Genomic DNA, 11,192 nt, shown 5'->3' with positions numbered 1-11,192 from the left:
GCTCGGCGTCCAGCGCACAGGCAGGCACGTCGCGCTGGGCGCCACCGGGCGGCGTGTAGGCCACGTCGGTGACCGAGAGGCCGTGCCGGGCGTCGAAGAAGCACGGCGGACGGCGCGTCGGCAGCGCCAGTCCCTCGACGCGGGCGCGGACGCAGGCCATGGCGTAGCGGCCGTCCTCGAGGATCTCGGTCACGTGGCGGACCTGCTCGGGCTCGCTGAGGTTGTCGGCGGCGTGCTTGGCGGCCTCGTAGGCGTCCAGGGCCCGCTGGTAGTCGGCGGTGGCGCCCTCGGTGAGCTCGCGCCCGGCCATCTCGACGTCGAAGTGCTGGAGCTCCACCCCCAGGGCCGTGACGTCCTCGTCGACCAGCCTCTTGACCGGGGCCAGCTCGTTGGTCCTCCGCTCCAGCTCGCGGCGCTTGCCGGCGCGCGACATGGCGACCACACCGCCCACGGCAGCCACGAGGATCAGCAGCAGGACGAGGTACTCCATGCGCTCAGGGTACGTCGCAGCGGCAACCGGCCACGGTGGTGCGACGAGGCAGGCCACGACCCGGGATGCGGGTCGCGGCCTGCCGGAGCGCCGGTCCCCTGGCGTAGGCCCTCCCCTGTGCGGCCACCCCGCCGGCGCTCATGGAGAGCCTGCCGAAGTTCACGGGAGGGCTCATCGGTAGTCCTACCTAAACAGCGTGGCGTATCGGCGATAGGTTCAGCACGTGCTCACTCCGTGCATCGGCCGGGAACGGGTCCGAGAGGTCCTGGACACCGCCCTCCTGAGCTCGCGGTGGGTCAGCATCGTGGGCCCTCCGGGGGCCGGGAAGACGCTGCTGGCACGGCACGCGACGGCTCATCACTCGGGGGCGGCCTGGGTCAACGCCCGGGACCTCCACGACGTCGACTCGGTGCTCTCCGCGTGCCTCGACGTGCTGGAGGCGTCGGCCGCGCCCGGCGACAGCCCGGAGGGCGCCCTGTGCCGGGTGCTCGACGGCTCCGAGACCCTTCTGGTGCTCGACGGCCTCGACATCGACGCGGGCGGGCCCGAGCTGCTCGGCGCGACCTTCCAGCAGGTGATCGAGGCCACCAGGACGGCGCGGCTGGCCGTCACCTCGCTCACCATGGCGGGGCAGCCGGGCGAGCGGGTGGTGCGCGTCGGCCCGCTGCCGGTGCCCGGCACCCACGAGCCGCTCGCCGGCCCCGCGGTCGAGCTGCTGTGCCACCGCGTCGAGGCCGCCGGGGGCTACCCCGTCGACCTGGTCGCCGACGAGCGCGACGTGCGCCGCCTGCTCTCCGCGGCCGGCGGGCTGCCGCTGCTGATCGAGCAGTTCGCGGTCCAGGTCGCCCTCGTCGGCATCGCCAACGTCGTCCCGGCGGGCTCGCTGTCGCAGGCGGTGCACGCCTCCTACGCCTTGCTCGACGCCGACCAGCAGCGGTGCTTCCGCCGGATGGCCCAGATGACCACCCCGGTGAGCATCGAGGTGCTGGCCGAGATCTCCGATGTCAGCCGGGAGGTCGCTGCTCCGGTCGCGGCGCGGCTGGTGCGACGCAGCCTGCTCGAGGTGCTCCCCGACGGCCGCTTCGACATGCTCTCGCCCATCCGGCGGCACGGCGCGTTCCTCGCCGCCTCCACCGACGACGCGGCGCGGGCCCGTGCCGGCCTGCTGCGCTGGGCCGACCGGGTGGCCCCCGACCACGAGAACTTCGGGGCCGCCGACGCCCCGTGGCTGGCCGACCTGCCGGTGATGCGCAACGCCGTGCTCGCCGCGTGCGCCGATCCCACCACCCGCGACACCGGCTACGGGCTCGCCAACCGGATCTTCTCCTCCCTCTACACCTCGATGCGCACGCGGGAGGCCGTCGAGATCCTCGAGGCCGCTCTGGTCAGCGGCGACGGGCCGGCGGCGATCGGCGCGCAGGTGGCCCGGCGCGCGGGGATCGCCGCGTCCGAGCTGCGCGGCACCTTCGAGGGGCTGTGGCTGCTGGACCGCGCCGACGAGCACGCGCTGAACGCCGAGGAGACCGACCTCGAGCTGGCGCGCAACGCCTCGATCCGGGCCGAGATGCACCTCGACGCCGGCGACCTGCCGCAGGCCGAGCGCGAGGCCCAGCGCGCGATCGACCTCGACACCGTCAGCCGCTCCATCGTCCGCCAGGCGACGCGCACCCTCACCGACATCGCGGTGTCCCGGGGCAACTTCGCCGCCGCCACCCGGGCCGCCGCCTCCATCATGGCGAGCACCGACACCAACGACGAGCGCTGGATCACGCTGTCGGCGCGCACGCTGCTCGGCCGGGTGGCCCTCGAGCAGGGCCGGACGGTCGAGGCGACCTCGGCCGCCCGCGCCGTGGTGCGGGAGGCGCGGGAGATCGCCGAGGACCGCGTCGCGCTCATCGCCGAGACGCTGCTGCGCGGGCTCGACCCCGACTACGTCCCCATGGACGTCGACCGCGACCAGCTCCCGTGGGCGGTCCGCCTGCCGGTGATCACCCAGGACGCCCGCGACCTCCTCTCGTCCGGCGAGGTCCGCCGTGCCGCGGGCCTCGCCGCCGACGTGGTCGTGCTCGCCGACAGCAGCCGGCTCGGCCGCGACGCCGTCGATGCGCGCCTGCTGCTGAGCCGGTGCTTCGTGACGATGGGCGACCTCGACCAGGCCGCGACGACGCTGCTCAACGCCCTCGACCAGGCCGCCGCCGCGCCCATGCCGCTGCGGGTCGCCGACGCGCTCGACGCCCTCGCCTACGTCGCGGCCCAGCGTGGTCGCTCCGAGAGCCGGCAGCTCGCCGCGACCGCCGCGTCCCTGCGGGGGCCTCGCCACGCGACGCCGTGGGGGTACGCCGTGGAGTACGCCGTCGAGCCCGCCCGCTCGGCGCCCGACGGCTGGGTCGCGGACGGCGAGCTCACCGAGCACGGCCTGCGGGCCGTGCTGGGCATCTTCGCCGGACCCGAGGCCACCGCCGTACGCACCGGGCCGCTGGCGCTGCTCACCCCGGCCGAGCGCCAGGTGGCCGACAAGATCGCCGACGGCCTGACGAGCAGGCAGATCGCCGACGAGCTGTTCATCTCCCCGCGCACCGTCGACGCGCACCTCTCCCACATCTACCGCAAGCTCGACATCAACACCCGTGCCCGGCTCGCCGCGATGGTCGCCGACGACCGGGCCGGCTGAGGCCCCTCACCGCTCCGGACGGTCCACCACCGCCGCGCCGCGACTAGCGTGGGCGCATGCGGACCGCCGTCGTCGCCACGCTCGCCACCTGCCTCCTCGGACTGCCCGCCTCGGTCGCGCCCGGCGCAGCGGAGCCGGCACAGCCCCGCACCGCTGCGGTCGAGCAGCAGCGGCGCGAGCCGGCGTTGCGCGTCAAGCGGCTGGTCACCGGGCTCAGCCTGCCCTGGGACGTGCAGCCCCTCGGGCGCGGCCGGCTCCTGATCACCGAGCGCGAGGGCCGGCTCTCGCTCTGGGAGCGCGGCACGCGGCGGACCGTGCCGCTGCCTGCCGGCAGCGTCCGGGCCGAGGGCGAGACGGGGCTGATGTCGCTCGCCGTCGACCCCGGGTTCGCCACCAACCAGCGGTTCTACACCTGCCAGGGCAGCGACGCCCACAGTGGCGGGCACGACGTGCGGGTGCTGGCCTGGCGGCTCGACGTCGCAGCCGCCCGGGTCGCCGGCCCCGAGGTGCTCCTCTCCGGCCTGCCCGCGAGCGAGGACGGGCGCCACGGCGGCTGCCGGCTGCTCGTCACCCGCGACGGCGCGCTGCTCGTCGGCACGGGCGACGCGACCGTGGGGACCCACCCCCAGGACCTCGGCTCGCTCGGCGGCAAGGTGCTGCGTCTGGACCCCCGCACCGGCGCGCCCTGGCCGGCCAACCGCTTCGCCCGCTCCGCCGACCCCCGCACCCGGTACGTGTTCACCTACGGCCACCGCAACGTCCAGGGCCTCGCGGAGCGCCGGGACGGCTCCCTGTGGTCGGTCGAGCACGGCTCCTACCGTGACGACGAGGTCAACCGCCTGCGCAACGGCGGAGACTACGGCTGGAACCCGGTGCCCGGCTACGACGAGTCGGTGCCGATGACCGACCGGTCCCTCCCCGGGCGCCAGGTGCGTGCCCGGTGGCGCTCCGGCGAGCCCACTCTCGCCACGTCCGGGGCCACCTGGGTCTCGGGCCGCCGGTGGAGGGGGTACGCGGGCACGCTGGCCGTGGCCGCCCTGAAGGCCGAGCGGGTGCTCTTCCTGCGCTTCTCGCAGCGGGGCAGGCTGCGAGGTGTCCGCGTGCCGGCCGTCCTGCGGAAGTACGGCCGGCTCCGCTCCGTCACGCAGACCCCGCGCGGCGACCTCCTCGTCACGACCTCGAACGGCTCGGGCGACATGGTGCTGAGGGTGCGGCCGCGCCGGTGAGCGCCCCGGCCCCCGACCGGATCGAGGTCGACCGCGTGGTGGCCTCGCCCGGCGACGCGTTCGTGGTGCACAAGGACCGCTGAGCGGCCTCAGCGCGCGGAGTAGTCGCGGAAGCCGCGCTGGGTCTTGCGGCCCAGGTAGCCCGCGGTCACCAGGTGCTCCAGCAGCGGGGCGGGAGCGAAGCCGGGCTCGCGGAACTCCAGGTAGAGCTCGCGCTGGATCGCCAGCGACACGTCGTTGCCGACGACGTCGAGCAGCTCGAACGGCCCCATCGGCAGCGCACAGCCCTGCTTCATGGCGGTGTCGATGTCGTCGGCGGTGGCGTAGTGCGCCTCCAGCATCTTCACGGCGTCGTTGAGGTAGGGGAAGAGCAGCGCGTTGACGATGAAGCCGGCGCGGTCGCCGCACGAGACGGCGACCTTGCCGATGTCGGCGCACAGGGCGCGGGCCGTCTCGGCCACCTCCTCCGACGTCGACACGGTGGACACCACCTCCACCAGCCCCATCACCGGCGCGGGGTTGAAGAAGTGCAGGCCCACGACGTCCTGCGGCCGGGTGGTGACCTTGGCCAGGGCGATGATGGGCAGCGACGACGTGGTGGTGGCCAGGATCGTGCCGGGCTTGCAGACGTCGTCGAGGTTCTCGAACAGCGTCGCCTTGACCGACAGGTCCTCGGCGATCGCCTCCACGACGAGGTCGACGTCCCCGAGGTCCTCGAGCGAGGTCGTGCCGCTCAGCCGGCCGAGCACCTCGTGCTTCGTCGCCTCCTCGAGCCTCCCGCGGCCGATCGCCCTGTCGAGCGAGCGCTCCACACCTGCCCGGACGCCACCGACCCTCTCGGCCGACCGGCCGACGTACAGCACGTCGTAGCCGGCGCTCGCGAAGACCTCCACGATGCCGGCCGCCATGGTGCCGGTGCCGACGACGCCGACGCGGCTGATCGAGCGCCTGGGCCGCGGCGTGCTGTCGGGCGAGGGGGTGCGGTCGTCGGGCACGACGGTCGAGGAGTCGGGGCCGTCGTAGGTGTAGAAGCCGCGGCCGGTCTTGCGGCCCAGCATGCCCGCGGTCACCATCTGCTTGAGCAGGGGCGCCGGCGCGTGCAGCCGGTCGCGGCCCTGCTTGTACATCGTGTCGAGGATCTCGTACGCCGTGTCGAGGCCGATCAGGTCCAGGAGCGCGAGCGGACCCATCGGGTAGCCGCATCCCAGGCGCATGGCGGCGTCGATGTCCTCGCGGGAGGCGTAGTGGCTCTCGAGGAACGACACGGCGTGGTTGAGGTAGCCGAACAGCAGCGTGTTGGCGATGAAGCCGGCCTTGTCGCCGCACACCACGGGGTTCTTGCCGAGGCGGCCGACGAGGTCCGTGACCACCGCGAGCACGTCCGGCTCGGTGACGACGGTGCGCACGACCTCGACGAAGTCCTGGACCGGGGCGGGGTTGAAGAAGTGCACGCCGACCACCCGGCCGGGGCTGTGGTTGGCCGTGCAGATCTCGGTGACCGAGAGCGAGGAGGTGTTGGTCGCCAGGATCGCGTCGGGGCGGACCACCTCGTCGAGGCGGCGGAAGATGTCCTTCTTGATGGCGAGCGACTCGATCACGGCCTCGATGACGAAGTCGGCGTCGGCGAGGTCGCCCATCGAGCCGGTGAGCGTGATCCGACCCAGGATCTCGGCCTGCTCGGCCTCGGTGATCTTCCCCCGCCTCACCGCACGACCGGTGGAGTGCTCGAGGTGCTGACGGCCGCGTGCGATGGCCTCCTCGCCGACCTCGAGGCCGATGACGGTGAAGCCGCTGCGGGCGAAGACCTCGGCGATGCCGGCACCCATGGTGCCGAGCCCGATCACGCCGATGATGCCGATCTCACGCTGCTCTGCGGGGGTGCTCGTCATGGCGGGCATCCTCCCACGGGGCCGTCGGCGGCCCGGTGGGTGATGGGCCACCCGGATCGTTGCCTCAGGTGGTCGCCCGCTCCTCGACCGGCACCTCCTTGATCGAGCCGTCCTTGAGGCCCGCCCGGAAGCTGCGCAGCTCCTCGCGCACCTTGGGCAGCAGGAGGTAGCAGCCCAGCAGGTTGACGATCGCGCACACGAACAGCATCGCGTCGGCGAACCCCAGGACGGAGTCGAAGGTGAGCACGCAGCCGACGACGGTGAACAGGCAGAAGACGACCTTGAAGACCAGCTCGCTGCGACGCGTGCGGCCGAAGAGCGTCGTCCATGCCTTCATCGAGTAGTAGGCCCACGTGATGAGCGTCGAGAAGGCGAAGAGCGCCACCGCGATGGCGAGGATGACCGGGAACTGCGGGAGGAACGTCTCGAAGGCCCGCGAGGTGACCACCACGCCGTCGGGGGGCGCTCCGCCGTCCTGGACCGTCGTCATGGCGTCGTTCCAGTAGGCGGTGTCGGCGATGACGATCGTCAGTGCGGTGGCCGTGCACACGATGACGGTGTCGATGAAGGGCTCGAGCAGCGCGACGAACCCCTCGCTCACGGGATGCCTGGTCTTCACCGCCGCGTGCGCCGTGGGTGCCGAGCCGACGCCCGCCTCGTTGGAGAAGGCGGCGCGCTGGAAGCCGATGATCAGCACCCCGACGACGCCACCGGCGACGCCCTCCGGCGCGAAGGCACCCGAGACGATCGCGCCGATCGCCGCCGGGATGTTCGTGGCGTTGCCCAGGATGACCAGGAGGCAGGCGCCCAGGTAGAGGATCGCCATCGTCGGCACGAGCCGCGACGTCACCTGGGCGATCGAGTTGATGCCGCCGAGGATCACGGCGCCGACGAGGAACGCCAGCACGACGCCGAAGACCAGCGCCGATCCGGACGAGCCGAGGAAGCCGTCCTCGCCCCCGGTGACCTCGCGCGCCTGGGCGAAGGTCTGGTTGGCCTGGAACATGTTGCCGCCGACCACGCCGAAGAGGAACAGCGCGACGGCGAACACGAGCGTGAGCCCCTTGGACACCGCAGGTCCGAAGCGCTCGAAGGCGACCGGCAGGTAGCGGAAGGCACCGCCGGTGACGGTGCCGTCCTCGTGCACCTCGCGGTACTTCACCCCGAGCGTGCACTCGACGAACTTGGTGCACATGCCGAGCAGGCCCGCGACGATCATCCAGAACGTCGCCCCGGGACCGCCGATGGTCACCGCCACGCCGACACCGGCGATGTTGCCCAGGCCCACGGTGCCCGACACGGCCGAGGACAGCGCCTGGAAGTGGGTCACCTCCCCCGGGTCGCTGGACCGGGAGTACTTGCCCCGGACCAGGTCGAGCGAGGTCTTGACCCCGGTGAACTGGATGCCCTTGAAGTAGACGGTGAACACGGCCGCCGCGAGCACCAGCCAGAACACGATGAGGGGCACCTCGACGCCGCCGATGCTGGGCGCGTAGAAGATCACCTCCTGCACCGCGGTGGAGACGGGCTCGAAGCCCCCGTTGATGGCGTCCTCGACGTCGGAGAGCCACGGCCAGGAGTCGGCGGACTCGGAGGTCGACATGACCGTGATGGCATCCATCAGGCAACGCAAGCGCAACCGACGCCTGCTTGTCCAGCCCCGGGCCGCCGGCCGCGCGCCGGGGCGCCGGCTCTCAGGACGTCGAGAGGAGGCCGGCCCGCATCGCCGTACGCCGCCCGTGGCGGTCCAGGCCGAGGTGCTGCTCGTGCTGCCGGAGCCCGGTCAGGTGACCGGTGGGCTCCACCTCGCGGAAGCCCAGGCGCGCGTAGAACGGGCCGTTCCACGGCAGGTCGGCGTAGGTGCACAGGGTGAGGGCGTCGTGCCCCTGGGCGGCTGCCTGCGCCATGGCGGCACGCACCAGCGCGGCGCCGACCCCTCGCCGCCCGGCCGCGGGCAGCACCGAGACCTGCTCGAGGTGGGCGTGCCCGTCGAGGTCCAGCACGTGCACGAAGCCGACGGGCGGGTCGCCCGCGACGAGGAGGAACCCCGGCCGTGCCGCGCGCTCCTGCCCGCTCGGTGCCGACGAGGCGAGCACGTCACCGCTCAGGTCGCCGAGGGCCTCCTCGAAGAGGGCCACGCCGCCGTCCTCGATCGCAGCGAGGCGAGGCAGGTCGGCCTCGCGGGCCGGGCGGACGTCGTACATGCCGGTGACTGTAGATTCCTCGCCGTGAGACTGGTCGTGGCGCGTTGCCAGGTGGACTACGCCGGACGGCTCTCGGCGCACCTGCCGATGGCCACCCGCGTGCTGATGCTCAAGGCCGACGGCTCGGTGCTCATCCACTCCGACGGCGGCTCCTACAAGCCGCTGAACTGGATGAGCCCGCCGTGCACCGTCACGGAGGGCACCACCGACGACGGGCGGGTCGAGTGGACGGTCACCTCGAGGAGCACCGCGAAGGGTCCCGCAGACACCCTGCGGATCCTGGTCGAGGAGGTCCTCCACGACTCCTCGCACGAGCTGGGCGTCGACCCGGGGCTCCGCAAGGACGGCGTCGAGAAGCACCTCCAGGAGCTGCTCGCCGAGCACCCCGCCACGCTGTCGCAGGGACTGACGCTGGTACGCCGCGAGTACCCCACCGCCATCGGCCCGGTCGACCTGATGTGCCGCGACGACCACGGGGCGTCGGTGGCCGTGGAGATCAAGCGGCGCGGCGACATCGACGGCGTCGAGCAGCTCACGCGCTACCTCGAGCTGCTCAACCGCGACCCGCTGCTGCGCCCGGTGCGCGGCATCTTCGCCGCCCAGGAGATCAGGCCGCAGGCGCGGGTGCTCGCGACCGACCGCGGCATCGCGTGTGCCGTCGTGGACTACGACGCCCTGCGCGGCATGGACGACTCCGAGCACCGCCTCTTCTAGAGGCGCCCCCTCGCCGGCCGTCGGGACCGACCTCTGTGGCGTGGCCACCCGGTCGGCGCCTCAGCGCACCGTCGCGGTCACCACGGGATGGTCGGAGTAGTAGCGCGCGTAGGCACCGGGGCCGCACCCCGGACCCGGCCGACCGTGGGCCACGGCACGGCGGTGGCACGCGGCGTACTCGCGCTGGCTGCGGAAGACCCGGTCACGTCGAGGGCAGCCCGGCGCCAGCCCCGGCCGGTAGCAGCGGTCCCAGGCCGCCACGACCACCTTGCCGCTGGTGTGCACGAAGTCGACGCGCAGGCTCGGCCCCCGGTCCGCGTCGGTCGCGTGCAGGGCGTCGCCGAAGCCCCGGGCGAGCAGGGCGTCGTGGCCCTTCGCCGTCCGACAGGTGCCGGAGGGGCTCCCCGGGCCGCGGTGGCACCAGGGCAGGTTGAAGTCACCGGCCAGGACCAGGAGGTCGTCGGCACCCGCCACCGCCCTCGCCCGGTCGGCCAGCCGGCCCATGGCACGGATCTTGAGGTGGTGCCCCCGGGGTCCGACGTGGGTCCCGACCACCACGGCGTCGCGGGACGCCCCCTCGTGCACCACCCGCACCTGCGCCCACGGGTGCTCGGCGCAGCCGCCGGCGTCGGCGCGGCGCATCAGGCCGCGCGTCGCGGGCGACCAGCGGCCCCAGGTCCGGATGCTGCCGCGCTGGAGCACGGTGGTCGTGGCGGTGTTGACCACCAGCGCCCCGTCCCGGACCACGGTGAAGCGGCCGGCACGGTCGCCGCAGACCCCGCGCTGTCGTGACAGCCCCGGGCGGGAGACCGCGGCGTACGTCGCGCCGTCACGCGCGTGCCGGTTGAGCAGGCTGACGACGCGTCCCAGCGACCCCCGCACCTCCTGCAGCGCCACGACGTCCGGCGCCTCGGCGCCCAGGCCCGCCAGCCGCTGCGCGAAGCGCCGCAGGTCGGTGTCGTCGGCGAGATCGGGCCGCTGCGCCAGCAGGGTCCCCTCGTGCAGGTTGGCCGAGGCCACCACCACCCGCCCCGGGACGGGCGTCGAGGAGGCCGGTGCGTGGGGGACGGTGAGGACGGTGAGCGCACCTGCTGCGAGCACGAGCACCACGAGGAGGGAGGAGGACCGGGGCACGAGCACAGGCTCGACGCCGCCGGTGAACCCTCAATGAGGGCCGGATGAAGGCCCTCTCACGTTCAGCGGGCGCCCGGGGGTCAGACGCCGGCGACGCGAGGGGCGGTGGGGTCCTCGCCCTCGGCGCCCTGCTCGCGCGCGACGTACTCCTCGATGTCCTCGATGTCCTCGACGTTGCGGGACACCACGGCGAGCAGGTCGCTCATGGTGGCGACCTCCTCCACCTGCTCCTTGATGAACCACTGCATGAACTGCTCGCTGGCGAAGTCGGACTCCTCGCGGGCGGTCTTGAGCAGGCCGTTGATCTGCTCGGTGACCCGCTTCTCCTGGTCGAGCGCCAGCTGCACCGGCTGCACGACGTCCGCGAACACCGACTGCGGGGCGTCGACGCCGGGCACCACGACCGGGGAGTCGGTGTCGATGAGGTACTGCACCATCATCAGCGCGTGGCCGCGCTCCTCGAGCGCCTGCTCGTAGAAGAACGCCGCCATCCGCGGCATCGTCAGCACGTCGTAGTAGACGGCGCAGGCGAGGTACTGGTTGTGGGCTGCGAGCTCGTGCCCGATCTGGGTGTTGAGCTGCTCGACGAAACGGGCGGCGGGCACGGTCGCTCCTGCGGGGTACGGCGGCGGGTCAGGCCGCGATCGACTTCTTCTTCGCGCCCTGGCCGACCTTGACCAGCTTGCGCTTCTTGACCGTATAGCCCTCCGGCAGCGTGCCCTCCTTCAACATGCGCAGGGGGCACCGGTTGCAGCGGCTCTTGGACACGCAGCACTTCTTCTTGGGGAGCTTGGCGACCTTGTCGCCCGCGGCCTTGGCGCCCTTCGTCTTGCCCATGGCCGGCACTGTACACGGGTTAAGGGT

The 11,192-nt window shown here is 73.0% G+C and carries 9 protein-coding genes and 1 pseudogene; 3 read left to right on the top strand and 7 right to left on the bottom strand.

All coding sequences use genetic code 11. From position 1 onward, the window contains the following. Nucleotides 1–490 (bottom strand): annotated as a pseudogene (locus QZX64_RS09365) (hypothetical protein); the annotation flags it as partial. Between the two features lie 223 nt (nt 491–713). Here QZX64_RS09365 and QZX64_RS09360 point away from each other — a divergent pair. Continuing rightward, complete coding sequence (locus QZX64_RS09360; protein ID WP_295658647.1) at nt 714–3,161, top strand: LuxR C-terminal-related transcriptional regulator; 2,448 nt, start codon at nt 714–716, stop codon at nt 3,159–3,161. Nucleotides 3,162–3,217: 56 nt separating this feature from the next. Next, nucleotides 3,218–4,387 carry a sorbosone dehydrogenase family protein gene (locus QZX64_RS09355; RefSeq protein ID WP_295658645.1) on the top strand — a complete coding sequence of 390 codons (1,170 nt, stop codon included), beginning with the start codon at nt 3,218–3,220 and terminating at the stop codon, nt 4,385–4,387. 89 nt (nt 4,388–4,476) lie between these two features. Here the strand turns inward: QZX64_RS09355 and QZX64_RS09350 are convergent, their stop codons facing one another. The 3 genes from QZX64_RS09350 to QZX64_RS09340 form a co-directional block, all read right to left on the bottom strand. Beyond that, nucleotides 4,477–6,276: a 3-hydroxyacyl-CoA dehydrogenase family protein gene (locus QZX64_RS09350; protein ID WP_295658643.1), complete on the bottom strand. Its 1,800-nt coding sequence runs from the start codon at nt 6,274–6,276 to the stop codon at nt 4,477–4,479. A 64-nt stretch (nt 6,277–6,340) separates the two neighbouring features. Beyond that, nucleotides 6,341–7,897, bottom strand: a complete 1,557-nt coding sequence (locus QZX64_RS09345; RefSeq protein ID WP_295658640.1) for a sodium:alanine symporter family protein — start codon at nt 7,895–7,897, stop codon at nt 6,341–6,343. A gap of 73 nt (nt 7,898–7,970) precedes the next feature. Beyond that, the gene (locus QZX64_RS09340; RefSeq protein WP_295658637.1) at nt 7,971–8,480 is read right to left on the bottom strand and encodes a GNAT family N-acetyltransferase; all 510 of its coding nucleotides are present in this window, start codon (nt 8,478–8,480) and stop codon (nt 7,971–7,973) included. A 24-nt stretch (nt 8,481–8,504) separates the two neighbouring features. Here QZX64_RS09340 and nucS point away from each other — a divergent pair, with 24 nt between their 5' ends. Then, entirely contained in the window at nt 8,505–9,194 is a 690-nt protein-coding gene (gene nucS / locus QZX64_RS09335; protein ID WP_295658634.1) for an endonuclease NucS, read from the top strand. Nucleotides 9,195–9,254: 60 nt separating this feature from the next. Here nucS and QZX64_RS09330 read toward each other — a convergent pair whose 3' ends face one another. The 3 genes from QZX64_RS09330 to QZX64_RS09320 all read right to left on the bottom strand — a co-directional run bounded on the left by QZX64_RS09330 (nt 9,255) and on the right by QZX64_RS09320 (nt 11,165). Beyond that, a complete protein-coding gene (locus QZX64_RS09330; RefSeq protein WP_295658632.1) occupies nt 9,255–10,328 on the bottom strand; it encodes an endonuclease/exonuclease/phosphatase family protein in 1,074 nt (357 codons plus the stop codon). Nucleotides 10,329–10,408: 80 nt separating this feature from the next. Further along, nucleotides 10,409–10,933, bottom strand: a complete 525-nt coding sequence (locus QZX64_RS09325) for a ferritin (RefSeq protein WP_295658630.1) — start codon at nt 10,931–10,933, stop codon at nt 10,409–10,411. Between the two features lie 28 nt (nt 10,934–10,961). Then, nucleotides 10,962–11,165, bottom strand: a complete 204-nt coding sequence (locus QZX64_RS09320; RefSeq protein WP_295658628.1) for a hypothetical protein — start codon at nt 11,163–11,165, stop codon at nt 10,962–10,964. Between the last annotated feature and the right edge of the window lie 27 nt (nt 11,166–11,192).

The sequence above is a fragment of the uncultured Nocardioides sp. genome (genome assembly GCF_902805925.1).
Lineage (GTDB): Bacteria > Actinomycetota > Actinomycetes > Propionibacteriales > Nocardioidaceae > Nocardioides.
Note: the sequence above shows the minus strand (reverse complement) of the source record. Positions and strands in the feature narration are given on the sequence as shown.

Coding starts and splice junctions, on each gene's coding strand:
- QZX64_RS09355 (WP_295658645.1), top strand. CDS start 3,218: ATGCGGACCGCCGTCGTCGCCACGCTCGCCACCTGCCTCCTCGGACTG.
- QZX64_RS09350 (WP_295658643.1), bottom strand. CDS start 6,276: ATGACGAGCACCCCCGCAGAGCAGCGTGAGATCGGCATCATCGGCGTG.
- QZX64_RS09345 (WP_295658640.1), bottom strand. CDS start 7,897: ATGGATGCCATCACGGTCATGTCGACCTCCGAGTCCGCCGACTCCTGG.
- QZX64_RS09340 (WP_295658637.1), bottom strand. CDS start 8,480: ATGTACGACGTCCGCCCGGCCCGCGAGGCCGACCTGCCTCGCCTCGCT.
- QZX64_RS09320 (WP_295658628.1), bottom strand. CDS start 11,165: ATGGGCAAGACGAAGGGCGCCAAGGCCGCGGGCGACAAGGTCGCCAAG.